The sequence below is a fragment of the Anaeromassilibacillus sp. D41t1_190614_C2 genome (genome assembly GCF_015558525.1).
Taxonomy (GTDB): Bacteria; Bacillota; Clostridia; order Oscillospirales; family Acutalibacteraceae; genus Anaeromassilibacillus; species Anaeromassilibacillus stercoravium.
This window is the reverse complement of record NZ_JADMOD010000001.1, coordinates 25091-43653: the sequence shown is the minus strand read 5'-3', so window position 1 is coordinate 43653 and position 18563 is coordinate 25091. Positions and strand designations below refer to the sequence as shown.

The window sequence follows — 18563 nt, the reverse complement described above, 5'->3', positions numbered from 1 at the left end:
AGGAATTCTATGTATGGAACGTCTGATTTTTGATTCACACGCACATTACGACGACGAGGCATTTGACCAAGACCGCGGGGAGATTCTTCGGAATCTCCCCGCGCAGGGTATATGCCGGATTGTCAACGTGGGCGCGGATTTGCAGGGCTGCCGCGACGCCGTGGCGTTGGCGGCAGCATATCCCTATATCTATGCAGGGGTGGGAATCCACCCTGAATGTGTAAACGACACCCCTGACGAGGCATTGAACGAAGTGGAAACCCTTTTGGACGCGCCCAAGGTCGTCGCAGTCGGTGAGATCGGCTTGGATTATCACTTTGAAGACAACGCGCCCCGCGAGGTCCAGCGGGAATGGTTTGCCAAGCAGCTCGCACTCGCCAACCGCAGAGGGTTTCCCGTCATTGTCCACGACCGCGACGCACACGGGGACACGATGGAATTGCTGTGCAAATACCGTCCCAAGGGGGTTGTCCATTGCTTTTCCGGCAGCGTGGAGATGATGCGCGAAGTGGTCCGCCTGGGGATGTACATCGGGCTGGGCGGCGCGGTCACGTTCAAAAACGCGCGCGTGCCGGTGGAGGTCGCCGCGGCGGTCCCGCTGGACCACCTTCTGCTGGAGACCGACGCGCCCTATATGGCGCCCGTCCCCTACCGCGGAAAGCGCTGCGACTCCTCCATGATCGCCAAAACTGCGGAACGCATTGCGGAGATCCGCCAGTTGCCCGTGGAAGAGCTGCTCAAAGCAACGCAGCAGAATGCGTCACGCCTGTTTGGAATTCCTTTGGAGGAGGCTTCCGTATGAGCGATTTCTATGACAATATCGCCTATGTATTGGGGCACACCCTATATTTAAACATCACAAACCGCTGCCCGTGCGCCTGCGACTTCTGCATCCGCACCCACAGCAAAAGCGTCGGAACCGGGGACAACTTATGGCTGGAGCGCGAACCGACACAGACGGAGATCATGGCCGCTCTTGCCCAGCACGATCTCAGCCAATACCGCGAACTGGTCTTTTGCGGCTACGGCGAACCGACCTGCCGCCTCGACGACCTTCTTTGGGTTTGCAATAAAGTCCGCGGCATCCGGGACATCCCCATCCGGGTCAATACCAACGGCCTGTCCGACCTCATCAACGGCCGGAGTACGGCAAAGTCCTTCCAAGGCTTGGTGGACGCCGTTTCGGTCAGCCTGAATGCTTCCACCCCGGAGAAATACGTAGAGCTTTGCCATCCCAAATACGGTCTGGATGCCTTGCCCGCCATCTTAACCTTCACAAAAGACGTGGTACAGTATGTGCCGGAGGTCGATATGACTGTGGTGGACAATGGAACCCCCAAGGAGGAACTTGCCGCCTGTGAAGCGCTCTGCAAGCAGACAGGGGCGCATTTCCGTGTGCGGCGCTATATCACCACCTATGAGGAGGAAGCAAAGAAGCCCGATCCACAGATTTCTTAAAATGCTTCTCTGGAACTCCTTTTCCTCAAGATGCGCGTGTCCTTTCCAAAAGAGAGCGCCTCTTTTCAAGGGACAACCGTCCTGCGGTTCTGAAACAAGTTTGATCTTAGGGCGCCGATTTATATTTGCAAAAGGGGATGACAAGATGAAAATCGAGGGAAATCAAAAAGAATTGGACGCTATGGCTGAATTTCACAAGGGCAACCGGCAAGAGGGCTTAAAATTGCAGGAAGAATTTGCGGCGGAATTCCGGGAGGAATACAAAGACAAAGACCATTGTCCTTGCCAGAAGGCCTGCCGCTACCATGGGAATTGCAAAGAATGTGTGGCCATCCACCGGGCACACCAGGAGCATGTCCCCAATTGTATGCGGCCGATTCTCAATCAAAAGATCAAACTGCTGTCCGAATTGACGGAACACACGATTGCAAAGGAAATCGAGCCGCCCCATGAGGTTTTGCGCAAAGAATTTCAAGAATAAACTCCATGCGGATGGGTTTTAAAAAGAGCTGTAGGAAAGGTTCCCTACAGCTCTTTTTCTCTATTTAAATCTTTTTACCCGGCCTTTTCTTCGTCCTCGTCCTTGGGGATTGGCTGGGGTGTGGTCATGCGCAGCACCAGGACTGTCACATCGTCGTCGTGGCCGTCCGAACGCCTTGCCACCGCTTCCGCCACCAGTTCCTCCGCGAGATCCTGCGGCGAAAGGCCCTGCCACTGTTCCACCGTCTCGCACAGCCAATCGTCCCCGGCGGCGAGCGCGCCGTCGCTCAGCAGGACCACCAGGTCGCCGTCCCTGAGCACCACGTCCGCCTTTGCAAAATGGGCGTCGTTTAAAATGCCGACCGGCAGCGAAGGGGCGTCGATGCGTTTGGCTTGTCCATCCTGCCGCAGGATCGTAACCGGCGCGCCCGCCTTGCGCAGCTCGACGCATCCGCTGAACAGATCCAAGACCGCCACATCGATCGTCGCAAGGGACTCGTCCCCGCTTTTAACCACCAAAGCGGAATTGACGATTTTTAATGCGGTATCAAATCCGATGCCGGCCTTTACGAGCTGCGAGAAGATGCCGCTCGCCATCGCGCCATCCACCGCAGCCCGTCCGCCCGATCCCATCCCATCGCTGATAATCGCCACTTGACGGCCGCTGCCGTCGTTGAAGCATGCGTAACTATCCCCGCAGAGCTGACCGTCCCCGCACACATGCTGGTAACATCCGGTCTGTACACGGTACACCGGACGCTCGCTCATCTGCACCCGGCATTTCCCCTGCGCCGTGCTGATACAGGGCGTCTCAAACAGCCGGCCACACGCGCGGGAAATCTCCTTCACCACCGCGCCGCGGTTCAGACGCATCCGCTCCACCTGCATGGCCTCAATCTCAATCGACATGCGGTTGAATTGATCCACCCGGCAGCTCACCTCGATGGGTGTCACACCGGCGGCCCGCAGGACCTCTGAAACCTGCTGCGCAGCGGCGAAATCAAAGCGTTCAAAGAGCTCCATTTCGCTGGCCATGTCCTCCAGCATCCGGCTGGTGGTTGTAAACTGATTGGCCACCATATTGCGCACCTGCGCGATGCGGCCCTCCGCCGCCTGGCGCACAGTAAACGCCTCGTAATTCCGGTTCACGCATTCCACCATATCGTTTAAACGGCTGCAATGCGTTGCAAAATGCGGGCTGAAATCTGTGCGGTCGATCCGCCCGCGCGTGCGCAGGCGGGCCGTCAAGTCGTTAAAGGCGTTCATGCTGTCGCCATAATTGCGCTCCCAGCAGTAAATCTTGAGCCCACATCCCATGCACACTTCGTCGATCGCCTTTTTATACACGCCGTTGATGTCCGGTGCACACGCTGCGCCAAGCTTCCGGCTGACCTCCTCCACCGACTCGGACACGCCGCCCAATGCCTTTGCCGCATAGTCCAGCTTCATGATGACGGAACGGCGCAGGCCGTCCGACCGGGAATGGTCGTCCCCGCTGGAGAACAGCCCCACCAGTTTGCTTCCCATTCCCTTGGGGAGCGCGATATAGAGGACAGACGCCGCCATGACTTCATATAGCCCGCTGATCACGGCAGCCTGGTTTCCCACCTGGAGCGACGCGACACCGTTCGCCACAACAAATGCCGCAGCCGAGGCCAGCCGCCCGACGGGGGAAAACACGCCCGCCATCAGCCCTCCCAGCGCATATGCGCCGGAGACATAATTCAGCCCTGTCGTCCCCAGGCTGAACAGGGTCCCCGCTGCGATTCCGGCGATGCCCCCGCCCGCTACGCCCCCATAGCGTGCGGCGAACAAAATCCCCAATACGGCCGCAATATGCCCCAGTGAGATGCTGCCGATGGTCAGATCGGCAAAGGCCAGCAGCAGGATTCCCAGGGATAGGAGCGTGCATGCAATCTCCTGCCCACTCAGCCCCGAGGCGCCCCGGCGGGAACCAAGCGCTGTGCCCGCATGCGCAAAAAAGTAGGCTGCGCCGCCCGCCAGAAGCGATTCCGCCACATACATCGCCGTCCCCGAGGGCGTGGATCCATTTACAAACGCCAACGCCATCCCGGTGCAGAGCATGGGCAAAAAGGCTGTCATGGGGGCAAAGGCAGGATGCTGGCGCACGCGCACCAGGTCGTTCATCGTCCAACGGATGCCGGCGGCGGCGAGAATGGCCGCAATGTAATGGACGGGCACCGATACCTGCGACGGCAAAAGATACCCAACCGCGCATCCCAACACGGTGCTCCACATGGAATGGTACGGCATGGCGGCCACCGCTGCCACGCCAAAGGGGGCATATTTTCCAAACACCAGACCGCGCGCGCACAGCAACCCTACAACAAAGAACACCGCCTGCCGTGCAACGGCCCGCATCCCCGGCAAAAGGGCCGCCAGCCAGTTTTCCAAGTCCACACGCCGGTTGGAGATTGGCGGGGCCTGTCCCTCCGGGACCTGCGCTGCTACTTTTTCCTTTGCCATTCCCATCGCTCTCCTTCTATGATTTCGTGCTTGTCCACCTTTTAGAGCGAACATGCATCCAGGCATCGAAAAGGGTTTACGGGAACATTATACAATAAGTATATGGAAAGTTTTGTCATAACTTCGTGTAATATTTTGGAAGCTCCGGTCGCAGTTTCCCTGATGCAAGCCGCCTTCCTCCTGCAAGCTATCCTCCAGAAACAAAACCATTTCCAAATCTTCCCCTCTTTTCGCACGTTTCGGCCCCCTTTCGAGCATCTTTCAACGCCTATGCCCCGCCCACGCTGGACGTTATGCGCAAAATGTGGTAAACTGAATATGAATTTATTAAACGAAAGGAACTTGCGTCATGGAATACAAAATTTCCGACCGCGTGCAGACCCTCAAGCCGTCTGCGATTCGCGAAATCTTTAAGTATGCGGCGGACCCGACCGTGGTTTCCCTCTCTGCCGGCAACCCCGCCCCGGAAGCGTTCCCCGTCAAAGAGGTTGCTGAAATCTCCGCCCGCATCATGGCGGAGCGCCCGGTGGACGTGTTGCAGTATGGATTGACCGAGGGATACCTCCCGTTGCGCCAACACCTGACCGCTTATATGAAAGAAAAGCACCAGGTTGGCCGCGACTTTGACGACATCCTCATCACCTCCGGCGCGCAGCAGGTGATGGACCTCACCACAAAATCCCTGTGCAACGAGGGGGATGTGGTGATCTGCGAGGCCCCGAGCTTCATCGGCTCCCTGAATACCTTCCGCTCCTACAACGCCCGTTTGCGCGGCGTTCCCATGGAGAGCGACGGCATGGATATGAACGAGCTGGAACGCGCCCTCAAAGAGGAGCCCCGCGCCAAATTCATCTATACCATCCCGAACTTCCAGAACCCCTCGGGTATCACCATGAGCCTGGAGAAGCGCAAACAGCTCTATGCATTGGCAAAGCAGTACGGCGTGATGATCCTGGAGGACAACCCCTATGGCGACATCCGCATCAAGGGCGAGTACATCCCGTGCATCAAGTCCATGGACGAGGACGGCATTGTGATCTATGTGGGCACCTTCAGTAAGGTGATCTCCCCCGGCATGCGTGTCGGATACGCCATTGCGCCGAAACCGCTCCTGCAAAAGCTGGTGGTCTGCAAGCAGGGTGCGGACGTCCACACCAATATGTGGAGCCAGATCATCTGCCATGAATTCATGACCAAATACGACTATGAGGCGCACCTTGCCCACCTGCGCGAGCTTTACCGTGTGAAATCTGCACTGGCGCTGCGCAAGCTGGACGAGTGCCTCGTCCCGAATAAAATCACCTACAATCCGTTTGAGGGCGGCCTCTTCATGTGGTGCACGCTGCCGGACGGGGTCGATATGCCCGCGTTCTGCAAGGAAGCGGTTTTGCGCAAGGTCTGCGTCGTCCCGGGCAATGCGTTCCTGACCGACGAGAGCGAACCCTGCCAGAGCTTCCGCATCAACTATTCCACGCCGACCGACGAGCAGCTTGTCCGAGGCATTGAACTCCTCGGCCAGCTGGCCAAGGACGTCCTGTAAGGAGGGTGCTTCCCATGGAAAATCAAACGGCCGAACGCAAAAAGGTCATATTCAGCGCGATCCAGCCCAGCGGCACCATCACCCTGGGCAACTACCTCGGCGCGCTGAAAAACTGGGTCGCTTTGCAGGACGACTTCGACTGTATCTTTGCCCTGGCGGACCTGCACACCATCACCGTGCGGCAGGAGCCGGCAAAATTCCGCCGCAACATCCTGGAGGCCTACGCCCTGTTACTGGCCTGCGGGATCGACGTAAACAAGAGCCTGTTCTTCATGCAGAGCCATGTCCATACGCATGCGGAATTGGCGTGGATTCTGAACTGTTACACCCAGTTTGGCGAGCTCTCCCGCATGACGCAGTTTAAGGATAAATCCGCCAAACACGCGGACAACATCAATGCGGGCCTGTTCACCTATCCGGCGCTGATGGCTGCGGATATCCTCCTTTATCAAGCGGACCTGGTCCCGGTCGGTGCGGATCAGAAGCAGCATTTGGAGCTGACCCGCAACATTGCGGAGCGCTTCAACGGCCTGTACAGCCCCACCTTCGTGGTGCCGGATGCGTACATTCCGAAGAACGGCGCGCGGATTATGTCCCTGCAGGATCCGACCAAGAAGATGAGCAAGTCCGACGAAAACGCCAACGGCTGCATTGCGCTGTTGGATAAGCCGGAGGACATCATGCGCAAATTCAAGCGCGCAGTGACGGATAGCGACGCCTGCGTGCGCTATGCCGAGGGCAAGGACGGCGTAAACAACCTGATGGGGATTTATTCCGCGGTCACCGGCCGTTCCTTCGACGAGATCGAACGCGAATTCGACGGCAAGGGCTACGGCGATTTCAAGGCCGCTGTCGGGGAAGCGGTCGTGGAGCATCTGCGTCCCATCCAGGAGCGCTATGCCGACTACAGCAAAAACAAGGATTATCTGGAACAGTGTTATCGTGCGAGCGCGGAAAAGGCGTTGGCCATCTCCCTCCGCACCCTGCGCAAAGTGATGAAAAAGATCGGTTATATTCTTTAAGAAGGATGGATCCCCCTGCCCACAGCCACTGTGGGCGGCGGCAAGGAACTCGTCCCCGCTAAAAAGAGGTCTCTGTTTCTTTCAACAAAAAAGCGTTGGTACTATGGATTTCTCCGTAGTACCAACGCTTTTTTACATTTGAACTGCTCAAGATCACTTGGCTTCTAATTTCAAAATATGCGCGTTTAACAATTCTTGGAACGTAGCATTGCGGCCCGCCGCGCCCCATCTGCCGGGACGGTCCACCGGCGTATAATAGCGGCTTTTCTTTTGTTGCCGCAGGAACGCCAACGCCTCCTCTTTCCGTCCCCGCTGGGCCATCCCATCTGCCGCCTTGATTGCATACATAGCCTGAGATGGTTCCAAACGGTATGCCTCCAAATAGTGCGAAATTGCAGCCTCCAATTTGCCGAGATGTTCCTCCGCAGCCGCAAGATCGGACACAATGCAGGCCCGGTTTGCCGCTGCTTGATTAATCAAAATTCCTTCTTCCTCAACAGTTCGCTGCGGTAGCCCCTTCCAACCGTCTGTGGACAGATAGGCAGTTGCATAGCGCTCCGTCTCTCCTGCATACGGGCCCCCTAGGAAACTATAGGCACGCGCTGTCAAATAAAGCTGTTCTGGTGTAGTGGGGGTTTTGCAGAGCTCGATTACTTTTAATAGCACCTTGGACCGGTCTCCCAACTGTTTCGCCAGCGCCCTGGCTTCCTCCTCTTGTTCATATGGGTGCGGGACAGGCCCTCCCACTAGGTCGAACAGTGCAGCGGCCAACTCTGTTTGATGAATGGATGGATGTGTCATAACGTCCCCTTCTTTCCAAAACTGGACATCCTAGTTCTATCATTTACGCGGTATCCTTCGCAGAAACATTCCGTCCTCTCTTTATCCAAGGACACGCTGCACCACTTCTGCGCGCAGGCCGTCCCGCTGGGATTGGCTCAACCGCCGGCCGCAGGCCAACGTCAGGGTTGCAGGCTGCAATTCCATCAGCAGGGCGTCGATCTTTTCCACACCAACGCCGGAAATCAGCCCAGCTGCAATTCCCAAACGTACACGGTACAGCAGGTCTGGAAGCTCCTGCTCCCCCAACATCTTCGCACTTTGCAGGACTCCAAGCGCCCGGCTTACGGCGTCCTGCATCTCCAGCTTTTCCGCCAGGGAAAGGCGCGCTGTGCGCTCCTGCACCAAAAGCTGCTGCGCAATACTCTTGAGGTTGCGCAGGGCCTCTTCCTCGTTCAGCCCCAAGGTCAACCGGTTGGAGAGCAGGTACCGCGAGGTCTGTTCCTCTTCGTTGGATGGGTCGAAGGGTTCCTCCTCCAACACAAGGCCCAGCTTCGCCAATCCCGCCGCAATCCGACCGATCGAACCGCTTTCATGCAGCGCCGGGAGGTGCAGCAATACGGAGGCCCGCATTCCTGTGCCTAAGTTCGCGGGGTCTTGCGTCAAATAGCCGAGCTTCGGGTCAAAGGCAAAGTGCAACTCTTTATCCAAGATGGTGTCCAAATGGTCTGCCTCTGCATAGGCGCTTTCCAGCTCCATCCCGGCCCGGAACACCTGGATGCGCAGATGGTCCTCGCCGTTAACCAACAAGGAAAGGCTCTCGTCTTGGGTGACCAGGAGCCCGCCCATGCGATCCGCAGGAAAGTCCGGCTGGACAAGGCGTCGTTCCGCCAAGGAAAGGCCGTCGGTCCGGCCGATGTCCTCCATGCGCCAATAGGCGAACTGATGCCCCACCGCAGCGTTTTCGTTGGTCGCCGCCTCATAGATCATCTGCTCCACCTGCTGCCGTCCGGCGGCATTCATCCGCTTCGGATACGGATACCCCGGCAAACTGCGCGCCAGGCGGACGCGCGTGCTGATGACAACGTCGTTTTGCTCTCCCGCCTCCTGATACCACTTATGCATGGCGGCCGCCTCCTTCTTCCAACGCCTTGATCTGATCGCGCAATGCGGCTGCGTACTCAAAATTCTGTGTGTCGATTGCCTCCCGCAGCGCGCGCCTCTTCACAACCAACTGGCTGCTTTGACGCGGCTGCGGCAGGTTTGCCCCCGGCACCTTCCCGCGATGCACTGCTTCCCCGTGGATGCGCTCGATCACCGGCTTTAACCGGTCGGAGAAGGTGTGGTAACACTCCGCACAGCCGGCCCGGCCGCTGCGGACAATGTCGTCAAAAGAGGCGCCGCACACAGGGCAGTGGACGTCTACCACAACCCGCACATGGGCCGGTACCCTTTTTTTTGCTTCTTCCTGACGATGTGGCGTCATAAAACATTCCTCCAATCAACAGGGTCTATATCCCTTGCGTGCAGTTGTACCCCCTGGTTCCGCACGCCCGTTCTTCATCTATATACATCTGTACACAGGAATATTTATCGGAGAATCCTCCCGCGCCGATTTTGGTTGTAACACCTTTTGGCCTCCCGCAATATACTATACTGTAATTCGAAAGGAGGCAAACAATTATGTGTAACAACAACTTCTTAGGTGGCTGCGGATGCTCTTGGATCATCATCCTCATCATCATTCTCCTGTGCTGCTGCGGCGGTAACGGCTATGGCTACTCCAACAACAACGGTTGTGGCTGCGGCTGCGACAACGGCTGTGGCAACAGCTGCTGCTAATTTCCGCGCGAAAAGGGGCTGCAACCTGCAGCCCCTTTTCCCCCTGTCCCAATGGGACAGGCCCTCATTTTTTTTGCTGCTCTTTCGCCTGCGTCAGGGCATTGGCCAATTGATCCGGGCACGAGGTCGGCTTAAAGCCGCACTGGATGCCTTTGCACCGTGCGATGACATCGTCCACCTTCATTCCTGCGATCAAGGAACAAATCCCCTTCAAATTCCCATTGCAGCCGCCGGTAAATTTGGCCGATTTTACAACGTCTCCATCCAGCTCGAGCAAAATCTCCGACGAACAGACGCCGCGCGTCTTATAACGATATTCCATCCTGTATTTCCTCCTATATGGGTCTTCTATTCCACCCGCAATTTTTTCAGCAGGGTAAGCTGATCGTCCGGTGTGGTGCAGGTTCCCAAGGGATGCGTCACTTTGCTGTACATCCCATGGAAGTCCGTGCCCCCGGTCATAATCAGATGGTATTGCGTGGCAATCTGCATAAACCGCTCCGCATCGCCCTCGCGGTTGCGTGTATGCCAGACCTCCACGCCCTCGATTTCATGGTCGCGCGCCAGCTGCTCCAATAGGTCGTAGCTGTCGTAAATCCCCGGGTGCGCCAACACCGCGATCCCGCCCGCATCGTGAATCTGGGCGATGACGTCATGCACATCCGGGTACTCCGTCTTACAATAGGCAAAGCCGGTCCGCGGGCGGAATAATTTTTCATAGACGGCCCCATAAAAGGAATCCGCATAGCCCGCGTCAATCAATGCGTGCATAATATGTTGCTTAAAAATATTGCTGCTCCCATGGGCACGCTGTACCACCATATCCATGGTAATGGGATACAGCCGCATCACCTTTTGCAGGGACACGCTCACGGATCTCCGGCGGTTGTCCCCAATTTTTTTACAAAGTCCCTCTAACCGGTGCACGCGGACATTCCCATAACATAAAACATGCGCTTTCCGGCCGGTCGCCGGGTCCATGCAGGAAAACTCCGCCCCCGGCAGCACCTCCATCCCGATCCGGTCCCCATAACTCTTGGCGCGCAGCGCCCCTGAAAAGGTATCGTGGTCCGTCACGGCGATCGCAGAAAGCCCGGATCGCTTTGCCAACTGCACCAGCTCGTCAATCCCCACGGAACCGTCGGACATCTTTGTATGACAATGCAAATCTGCTGGCACACAATCACCCCATCCATTCAGCCAGCGGTTCTTAACCCCATAAAATCTTTGTAAATCGTTCCATTCTTATTATAAGCGATTCCGTCCGATAAAACAAGCAGCACACTTTTTCAATCTTCCAAGGGCGCGTTTAAAAATTTTTCGGGCAGGAAGGTGCGCCGGTCGTAGATCCAGAGGAAAAGGTCGCACAGCCACACAACCGCTGCTGCCAGCAATAAGACCGTAGCATTTACGCGGAACAACCCGGTAAACGGGGCGATGTACAACAGAAGAAAGGGCAGCGCAACATAGGCGACGGTCTGGAAGGACTCGATACGGCTGCTGGTCCGGTTGAACGCAAACACCATAAACACCGCCCCAAACACCATCAAGCCCGGAGAAAGCAACAAAATGATCACCAGCCAGGACCAATTCAAAAAGAAGGACATCCCCAGCATAATATCCCCGACGGAGGCAACGATTGTAAACGCGCCAAAGGAGATGGCGGTGGTTACGAACGATAAAGACAGGCAACACGCCAGTTTCGCGCGGAAGATCTGGCGCACCCGCAGCGGCGTGAGCAACAGCGTCTCAATGGTACTGCGCTCTTTTTCCCCTGCAAAAATGCAGGATGCAGAGACCGCGGACGCCATCAACGGGACCATCAGGAAAAACAAAGGAAACAACGTATTGGTTAGGAGATAGAACAATCCCTGCTGCGCGTTATAATGCTGTAAATGGGAAGGCAGGAGCGAAAGCATCTCCTGGATTCCAGCGGCTTGTTCCAACGGCACCAGGCAGACCGCCGCGAGGAAAAGCGCTGGCACCACAACCACCAGCCCAATGGGGACGGCAATCAAGGTGGCGCGCGCCATCTTGGAACTCCAAATTTCCAGAAAGTCCTTGCGGATCAGTGCATGTTCAGCCAGCGTGAGCATCGGCCGTTCCCTCCTTTCCCGGGTGCTGTTCCAACGTCCGTTTATAAACGTCCTCCAAGGTCGGCTCAACCAGCCGGGCCTCCAAAACGTCATAGCCGTGTTCCACAATGCTCCGCAACAGGCGGGGCATCTCCTCCTCATCGCGCAATTCCGCGCGCCACCAGCCGTTGTGTTCCAACAGACCGGTGGCCAGGGTCTCATCCGGCCGGAACCCTTCCAGGCTTTCCCCTCCGCTCAGCCGGAATTCCGCATGCGCCCGGCATCCGGCCGCTTCCCGAAGGGACTGGAAATCGCCGGAGGCAACCAGCTCCCCGCCCTCCAAAATACCGTACGCGGTACAAATACTCTGCGCATAGTGCATCATGGAGGTACCGAGCAGGACCGTCGTGTCTTCGCGCGCGGCGAATTGGCTCACCAGGGCATGCAATGCATGCGCCGATTCGTAGTCCAGGCCGCTCGTGGGTTCATCCAGCAGCAGGACGCTGGGATAGTTGACCAAAGCGCGCGCCAGGGAGAGCTTTTGCAGCATTCCGGTGGAGTATTCCGATACGGGCCTCTCCCGTTCGTCCCAAAGCTCCAGATCCTTCATCAATTCCGATACCCGGCGCTCGGCGGCTTTTTCCGCCATGCCCGCCGCCTGTGCGAAAAACAGCAAATTCTGCTGGCCCGTCATATGGGCGTATGGCCGGGCGCTTGCAAGCATCACACCGCACACGGCATGGACGGCCGCCGGGTCCTTTGCCGGGGAACACCCCAGCACGCTGCATTCGCCGCTGGTCGGCTTTGTGAGCCCGCAGAGCATGCGGATCACCGTTGTCTTCCCTGCTCCCTGCGCCCCCAAAAGCCCAAACACGCCCCCCTGTGGGACATGGAGGGTCAAATCCCGCACTGCTTGGACTTCGCCATATGTCTTTGTGAGCTGTACTGCTGTGACTGCTTCCAAGCCGCAGCCCCCTTTCTCCAATCCATCTTGAACATCCGTATAAAAGATAAGGGGCGTGAACCACGCCCCTTCTTGATGGGCGCAAGCGCCCCTATCCTCAATTTACCCCAATTTGCATCTGCCCATGCAGACGCCGCTGCCCTTCCAAAATCTTTTCCCTGGTAGAGGATCACACATTGTGTGGAACCACCATATTGATCTTGGAGAAGTCGTGAATCTCTTCAATGTTCTCCTTGATGCCGCGCTTATCGGCGGTTGCCAACAGCTTGGCGCGGTTCTTCAAAAGCTTCTGCATGGATTCCACGCCGCCGGGACCCGCTACGCAGCCGCCTTCGCACGCCATGCCCTCCACGATGTCCTCCTGGAGGCGGTTGGCATTCATAATCATCAAGGTCTTCTTGCATTCCTTCGCACCGTTGCACTTGATGCAGGAGAACGGCATCTCGAAGTTTTCATCGTCCAGAACCGCTGCGACGGATGCAGCTACGCCGCCGCTCTGTGCAAAGCCCTTGCCCAGACGGCTGCCATCCTGCTCGTTTTCCGCAGCCTCGTGTACGTCGATCCCCTTGGCCTCAAAGAGCGCTGCCAGCTCCTCAAAGGTGATGACATAATCCGCCGTGTCCTCCACCTTTTTGGCTTCCAGCTTCTTTGCAATGCACGGCCCGATGAAGACCACCGTGGCGCCCGGATTATTCGCTTTGATATAGCGCGAAACCAGGGTCATCGGGGAACCGGTCGTGGAAATATTGGGAATCAGCTTCGGGAAATGCTTTTCAATCATCTCCACAAAGGCCGGGCAGCAGGAAGTGGTCATCTTGCGGTTGGATTCCACCGCTTCCTTCAGCTCCTGTGCTTCATGCCATGCCGTGGCGTCTGCGCCGAGGGAAACCTCGACGACATCCGTAAAGCCCAGCTTGCGGATCGCCGCCTTGAGCTGGCCGACATTTGCGTCGCCAAAGTGGCCCTCGATTGCCGGGGCAAAGGTGGCAACGACCGGCTCGCCGCTCTTGAGGGCCTCAATCACCGCGACAATGTTCGAACGGTCCGTGATCGCGCCGAACGGGCAGCCGACCACGCAGGCGCCACAGCTGATGCAGCGGCTGTAATCGATAGAAGCGCGGTTGTAGTCGTCCTTGCTGATCGCATTGACCGGGCACGCGCGGATGCAGGGACGCATGGTATCGGAAATCGCATTGTACGGGCAGGCCGCCGCACAGCGTCCGCACTCTTTACATTTGGCCGGGTCGATGTATGCGCCCTTGCCGGTGATGGAAATCGCGCCAAACGGACAGGCCGCCTGGCATTTTTTCGCCAGACATTTCTGGCAGTTATCTGTAACCGTAAAGCGGCTGATCGGACAGCCCTCGCAGGCAGCCGGCAAAACGCCGACAATGCCCCGTTCATCCTGGCCCGGAAGACTGACCCCCTGTGCAGAGGTGATACGCTCGCGGATAATCTCCCGCTCGCGGTAGATACAGCAGCGGAAAGTAGGCACGGGGCCAGGGATAATGTCATACGGAATCTCCTGGATATGCTTATCCAATGTTCCCTCAAAGGTATACTTCGCTACCTGGGTGAGCACTTGATATTTTAGTTGTTTCGCGTCATTATCGTATTGCATGCTTCTATCCTCGCTTTTCGAAATTACACCTGCTCCCTCAATTGGCGTTTTGGAAAACGCAGATCAGACATAGGGGACAAGCTGACGGCATTCATCCTACGTCCTGGTCCCTCCGCAGGCCAAGAGGCTCCATTCTTCCTTCGTCTAAAAGGGCTGTGACAAAAGGCGCCAAAAAGGGCTTACAAGCCCATGCTTTCGGGTACTTTGCCTTTTTTTTAACAATCCTTTTCTATCATCTTAAATCATTTCTCTTGTCCTGGCAAGGGGTATCCTTAATTTCGTGATTAATAATAAACTTTTTCGACGTTCTTTCCCAATTTCTTGACGAGTTCGCACAGTTCGTCGATCAGTTTCATTTTAATACTCAAATCCGAAGGCAGCCCCGGGTTCTGGTGCGCTGGATTGATCGCCTTTCCGATGAAGACGTGCAGGTCCGTGCATTCTTCCAGGAGCATCTTCGCAATCATGGCAGCGCCGTTCTCTTCATCCAACCGGTGGAAGTAGAAGGAATCGGCCTCTTTATTCAGATAGTCACGCAAAATATCGACCGTGCGGCTCAGGGTAAGCACGCCTTCGGTCACCAGGTCCACGCCTTCGATCTTGCCCGTGGGCGGGATCGTCGGGTCGACATAATTGATTGAGGTTTCAATTTTCCGGTTGAGGACGCGCGCCACAATGTTCGCGCTGGTGCCGCCGCAGACCACCTTTTTCCCGTAGGAGGTGATAAAATCGTGCACCATACGGTTGTCGTCCTCTTTGTTGACCGGCGGGCCGGAGAGCATATTGACCACGCTCTTCGGGGCGATACGGATCACCAGATCCGTCGAATCATCGCCGGGCTTGTCGAGATAGAGCTCGCGCACCGCCTCGGAAAGGGAAACCGCCAGGCGCGGCGCGGAGTTTTCCTTGGTGGACGTTTTTGCCAGCCAGGACGATACGTTATCCCAGTTCCAGCCGAAGTTCAGCGCCTGGCCCACGCCGGCATAGATGACGCCGTCGCTGACGAGCGCAAGCACGTCGCCCGGCCGCACCGAAAACGTACACTCGGAGATCTGCTTGCCGCCGTACTCCTTCAGTTCGCTGCGCGACTCCAGATCGACCACTTTGCCGTTCCGCACAAAGATGCAGGGCGGGTTGTCAAACTCCACCAGATGGGCCGTGCCGTCGTCAAAAATTTGCAGCACGCTAAAGGTGGAATACGCCAGCTTCCGGACGCTGCACACCGGCAGCGTCTTTGCGATGGTCTCCACCACCTCGGCAATGCTGGCCCCTTCGTTCAGCATCGTCGATACAATGGTGCTGGTGAGCGTGGAAAGAATATTGGCCTTGACGCCGCTGCCGAGGCCGTCCGCCAGCACCGCGATGGTGGAATCGGGGGCGCGTATGATTTTCACTTTATCGCCGCAAAGTTCTTCCCCATATTTGTTGAGGCTCCGATATGCGGCATCCACATGCATTTTCATCCAATCATTCCTTTACAGCATAAATTCCGCATCGGAGGCGCTCAGTCCTCGTCGAACACGATCATATTTTTCAGCTTGGTCAGCGTCGCTTTGGTCTCCGCCGTGGTTTCACCCAACAGGCTTGCGATCTGCTGCGCTGCAACCATCTGCTTGTCGATGACCTTCTGCGCCATCTCCATTGTCTCCGCACGCAGTTTATACTGGTTCTCTATGTTGGCTTCTTCCTTGGTGATGTCCTTAAAGATGCCCATTGCGATGTTTTCCTTCGCAATGTATACGATGGTCTGTTCCATCGTAACACCGTATTCCTTATAGTGCACCTTCTTGTCGGTGATCGACTGCTTGCTGTCGAACACGAACTGGAAGTCCGAGCTGTCGATCAGCTCGTAGATGCACTTTTGCAGCGCCTCATGGCGGCTGATGCGGAACGTGCGCTCCGCCGCGGCGTTAAATTCGATGATATTCAAATCGCTGTCCACAATGATGGTGACGTTCGGCGTCTCCGAAAGCACGCAGTTGCTCAGGGACTCCGCACGCTCCTTCATGTATGGCATGCACATATGTAGCTCGGCCTTGCCCTGGTAAACGGCGATGGCCTTTGCGCGGCAGGTCGGGTAGCCGCAGGAGCCGCAGTTGAGTTCGTCCTCCGGGCCGTTCTTGCCGATCTTTGCCAGGATCGCGCGGATCGTCTCCTCGTCCGGGATGTCCTCTTTGCTGGAGCGGTCCACGAACTGCATCTGCATCGGGATGGTCTCCGGCAGGTTCGGATAGGACTCCGCATCCTCATATGCATAATCGCGGATCCGGACGCGGGAGGCAAAGCGGGAAACGGTATCCGTGCCGGAACCGGGGCCGTTGACGCAGCCGTCGCGGCACATGTTGATTTCAATGAAGCAGTGGTCGAGCTCGCCGCGTTCCATGGCGCGGCACAGGTCGATGCAGGCGCCGGAGCCGGAAACGGACAGGAGCTTCCAATCGCCGATGTCGCCCCTGGAGCGCAAGGATGCGAGGATACCCTCCTCGATCGGGTACATGCGCAGGATCTTCGAGCTCGGGTTGAGGAACGTCGCAGATTCGGCGTTGGCAAAGGAAATGTGCTCCTCCTTCAGCCAGGCGCCGAGCTCCTCAAAGGTCAGCACCGCGTCGATCTCGTTGTTGTGGCGGATGTCGGCGGCCTCGTCCTTCTTCGCAATGCAGGGGCCTGCAAATACGACGCGCGTCCCGGGGCCGTAGCTCTGCTTGAGCAGGCGGCCGTGCGCGATCATCGGGGAAACGACCGGCGCCATCTGGTCCACCAGGGACGGATAGTACAATTCAATCAAACGGTTGACGGACGGGCAGCAGGTCGAAATGATGTTCTTCATGCTGTTCTCCTGCATGATGCGGTGGTACTCCGCCGTCACATACGCCGCGCCCTCCGCGGTCTCCGAAACGCCATAGAAGCCGAGCGCCTTCATCGCGCCCGCAAACTGATGGACGTCTTCGAAATCAAAGCATCCATAGTACGACGGGGCAATCGAAAGGATGACCCGCTCGCCGCTCTTCATCATCTGCTTAACCAGGGCGACATCGCTCGCCACCGTCTTAGCGTTCTGCGGGCACTGCTCCAGGCAGGTGCCGCAGAGGATGCAGTCGCGGTCGATGATTTTCGCTTGTTCATTTTCTACCTTGATGGATTTTACCGGGCAAACCTTCACACATTTATAGCAGTTTTTGCAATTTGCTTTCTGCAAGCCAATAATACTCATTTGTCATCACCTATCCTACATACTTAGGGGGACTCCCCGTTGATACTCCTTGGAGCGTTACTTCTCCAGCCGTTTCATGACTTCGCGGTTAAAAAAGGCCTCTGTTTCCAGCGGGGTGACCTTAAAGCGTTCCCCGTCCAAACAGACGCAGACGCCGTTGTTGGTGCACTCCCCCATACAGAAGGAGCCCTTCAGGTCGATCTTATCTTCCAGATGGTTCATCGAAACCAGGCGTTGAAAGATGCTGATGACATCGCGGGATCCTTTCAGGTGGCAGGAACTGCCGATACAAACTGTTATTTCCATACTCTCATTTCCTCCTGGGGTGCTCCCCTGCTGCTTGTTTCACGCGGCAATCTTTCAAAAAGGCAAAAAAGTTCCGCCGCGTAATTTTGTCTATATTATAACATTTGGGTGGTTTTCTGACAAGAGAATTTATGCGAAATTTCATCATTTCCCCTGGAATCTGCAAAGGAAATGCATGGAAAAGGCGCGCCCGCTTTTCGCGGGCGCGCCCTCTGGGATTTTATTCTTCTGTCTCGTCCTCGCCGCTGCTTTCTTCGTCCTCCCCGGCTTCCTCATCGGACTCCCAGGCGAGGGATTCCAACAGGCGAAGCGCCTGGCGATGGGTCTTCTCCCGGGATTGGACCATGCGCTCCACCGCTTCGGCCTTCAGCCGGGCGGTCTCCGTGGCATCGTCCCCCTGCGGGATCTTTTCAATCGTGGTAAAGGCGTCCTTCAAATACGCCGTATCGTCTAAGATGCGGTCGATCCGTGCCAAAATATCCTGTGCGGTAATCTGCATATCGCTCATCGCTATATCCTCCAATGTTTCGACTGGCGGACACGCAAGGCGGATCCGGTCCGGGCCGACAAAGCGTGCCCTACCCTTTTTTACCAATTGTTTCGCCCGGCGCGGATAGGTGGATTCACAGCGATTCCCCCATCCGTCCTCCACAACAATGGTCCGTTCGATGGGTATCGTCCCCTCTCCGTGTGGGAAATGTACATGCCCTGTTTTTTGCAATGGGTGCCGTCCCCCATGTACCGCTTCCAGTATATCCCTTTCTGTGGAAAAATACA

Annotated in this window: 19 protein-coding genes; 6 read left to right on the top strand and 13 right to left on the bottom strand. The window is 56.7% G+C overall.

Annotated elements, in window-relative coordinates; all coding sequences use genetic code 11:
- The first annotated feature begins 13 nt into the window (after nucleotides 1-13).
- The 3 genes from I2G69_RS00205 to I2G69_RS00195 all read left to right on the top strand — a co-directional run bounded on the left by I2G69_RS00205 (nucleotide 14) and on the right by I2G69_RS00195 (nucleotide 1939).
- Nucleotides 14-802 (top strand): TatD family hydrolase, encoded by a 789-nt coding sequence (locus tag I2G69_RS00205; protein ID WP_191405304.1) that lies wholly within the window; start codon nucleotides 14-16, stop codon nucleotides 800-802.
- Complete coding sequence (locus I2G69_RS00200; RefSeq protein ID WP_191362743.1) at nucleotides 799-1458, top strand: TatD family nuclease-associated radical SAM protein; 660 nt, start codon at nucleotides 799-801, stop codon at nucleotides 1456-1458. The genes I2G69_RS00205 and I2G69_RS00200 overlap by 4 nt, the downstream gene beginning before the upstream one ends.
- 145 nt (nucleotides 1459-1603) lie before the next feature.
- Entirely contained in the window at nucleotides 1604-1939 is a 336-nt protein-coding gene (locus I2G69_RS00195) for an LPS biosynthesis protein (protein ID WP_087229720.1), read from the top strand.
- 74 nt (nucleotides 1940-2013) lie between these two features.
- Here I2G69_RS00195 and I2G69_RS00190 read toward each other — a convergent pair whose 3' ends face one another.
- Complete coding sequence (locus I2G69_RS00190; RefSeq protein ID WP_243254709.1) at nucleotides 2014-4425, bottom strand: SpoIIE family protein phosphatase; 2412 nt, start codon at nucleotides 4423-4425, stop codon at nucleotides 2014-2016.
- A gap of 349 nt (nucleotides 4426-4774) precedes the next feature.
- On the opposite strand from I2G69_RS00190, the gene I2G69_RS00185 reads away from it, so the two are divergent.
- On the top strand, nucleotides 4775-5965 hold the full coding sequence (locus I2G69_RS00185) for an aminotransferase-like domain-containing protein (protein WP_087229717.1): 1191 nt from the start codon (nucleotides 4775-4777) through the stop codon (nucleotides 5963-5965).
- Between the two features lie 14 nt (nucleotides 5966-5979).
- Complete coding sequence (gene trpS, locus I2G69_RS00180) at nucleotides 5980-6987, top strand: tryptophan--tRNA ligase (RefSeq protein WP_191405305.1); 1008 nt, start codon at nucleotides 5980-5982, stop codon at nucleotides 6985-6987.
- 153 nt (nucleotides 6988-7140) lie between these two features.
- On the opposite strand, the gene I2G69_RS00175 is transcribed toward trpS, so the two are convergent.
- The 3 genes from I2G69_RS00175 to I2G69_RS00165 all read right to left on the bottom strand — a co-directional run bounded on the left by I2G69_RS00175 (nucleotide 7141) and on the right by I2G69_RS00165 (nucleotide 9253).
- Complete coding sequence (locus tag I2G69_RS00175) at nucleotides 7141-7788, bottom strand: hypothetical protein (protein WP_087229711.1); 648 nt, start codon at nucleotides 7786-7788, stop codon at nucleotides 7141-7143.
- An 81-nt stretch (nucleotides 7789-7869) separates the two neighbouring features.
- Complete coding sequence (locus tag I2G69_RS00170) at nucleotides 7870-8892, bottom strand: hypothetical protein (protein WP_087229708.1); 1023 nt, start codon at nucleotides 8890-8892, stop codon at nucleotides 7870-7872.
- Nucleotides 8885-9253 (bottom strand): UvrB/UvrC motif-containing protein, encoded by a 369-nt coding sequence (locus tag I2G69_RS00165; protein WP_087229705.1) that lies wholly within the window; start codon nucleotides 9251-9253, stop codon nucleotides 8885-8887. The genes I2G69_RS00170 and I2G69_RS00165 overlap by 8 nt, the downstream gene beginning before the upstream one ends.
- A gap of 197 nt (nucleotides 9254-9450) precedes the next feature.
- Between I2G69_RS00165 and I2G69_RS00160 the strand changes: the two genes are divergently transcribed.
- Nucleotides 9451-9609, top strand: a complete 159-nt coding sequence (locus I2G69_RS00160) for a hypothetical protein (RefSeq protein WP_172749505.1) — start codon at nucleotides 9451-9453, stop codon at nucleotides 9607-9609.
- A 64-nt stretch (nucleotides 9610-9673) separates the two neighbouring features.
- On the opposite strand, the gene I2G69_RS00155 is transcribed toward I2G69_RS00160, so the two are convergent.
- From I2G69_RS00155 to I2G69_RS00115, 9 genes are all read right to left on the bottom strand, one after another.
- Nucleotides 9674-9931: a TIGR03905 family TSCPD domain-containing protein gene (locus I2G69_RS00155; protein WP_195559995.1), complete on the bottom strand. Its 258-nt coding sequence runs from the start codon at nucleotides 9929-9931 to the stop codon at nucleotides 9674-9676.
- A gap of 26 nt (nucleotides 9932-9957) precedes the next feature.
- Nucleotides 9958-10788, bottom strand: coding sequence for a PHP domain-containing protein (locus tag I2G69_RS00150; RefSeq protein WP_087229701.1), 831 nt, complete (start codon nucleotides 10786-10788; stop codon nucleotides 9958-9960).
- A 110-nt stretch (nucleotides 10789-10898) separates the two neighbouring features.
- Nucleotides 10899-11705, bottom strand: a complete 807-nt coding sequence (locus tag I2G69_RS00145) for an ABC transporter permease (RefSeq protein WP_195559994.1) — start codon at nucleotides 11703-11705, stop codon at nucleotides 10899-10901.
- On the bottom strand, nucleotides 11689-12648 hold the full coding sequence (locus I2G69_RS00140; RefSeq protein WP_087229695.1) for an ABC transporter ATP-binding protein: 960 nt from the start codon (nucleotides 12646-12648) through the stop codon (nucleotides 11689-11691). The genes I2G69_RS00145 and I2G69_RS00140 overlap by 17 nt, the downstream gene beginning before the upstream one ends.
- Nucleotides 12649-12817: 169 nt before the next feature.
- Nucleotides 12818-14269: a 4Fe-4S dicluster domain-containing protein gene (locus I2G69_RS00135; protein ID WP_087229692.1), complete on the bottom strand. Its 1452-nt coding sequence runs from the start codon at nucleotides 14267-14269 to the stop codon at nucleotides 12818-12820.
- Nucleotides 14270-14553: 284 nt separating this feature from the next.
- Nucleotides 14554-15732 carry a SpoIIE family protein phosphatase gene (locus I2G69_RS00130; RefSeq protein WP_087229689.1) on the bottom strand — a complete coding sequence of 393 codons (1179 nt, stop codon included), beginning with the start codon at nucleotides 15730-15732 and terminating at the stop codon, nucleotides 14554-14556.
- Between the two features lie 41 nt (nucleotides 15733-15773).
- A complete protein-coding gene (locus tag I2G69_RS00125; RefSeq protein WP_087229686.1) occupies nucleotides 15774-17480 on the bottom strand; it encodes a [Fe-Fe] hydrogenase large subunit C-terminal domain-containing protein in 1707 nt (568 codons plus the stop codon).
- Nucleotides 17481-17537: 57 nt separating this feature from the next.
- Complete coding sequence (locus I2G69_RS00120) at nucleotides 17538-17786, bottom strand: (2Fe-2S) ferredoxin domain-containing protein (RefSeq protein ID WP_085531558.1); 249 nt, start codon at nucleotides 17784-17786, stop codon at nucleotides 17538-17540.
- A 220-nt stretch (nucleotides 17787-18006) separates the two neighbouring features.
- On the bottom strand, nucleotides 18007-18507 hold the full coding sequence (locus tag I2G69_RS00115) for a hypothetical protein (protein WP_191395446.1): 501 nt from the start codon (nucleotides 18505-18507) through the stop codon (nucleotides 18007-18009).
- Nucleotides 18508-18563 lie beyond the last annotated feature (56 nt).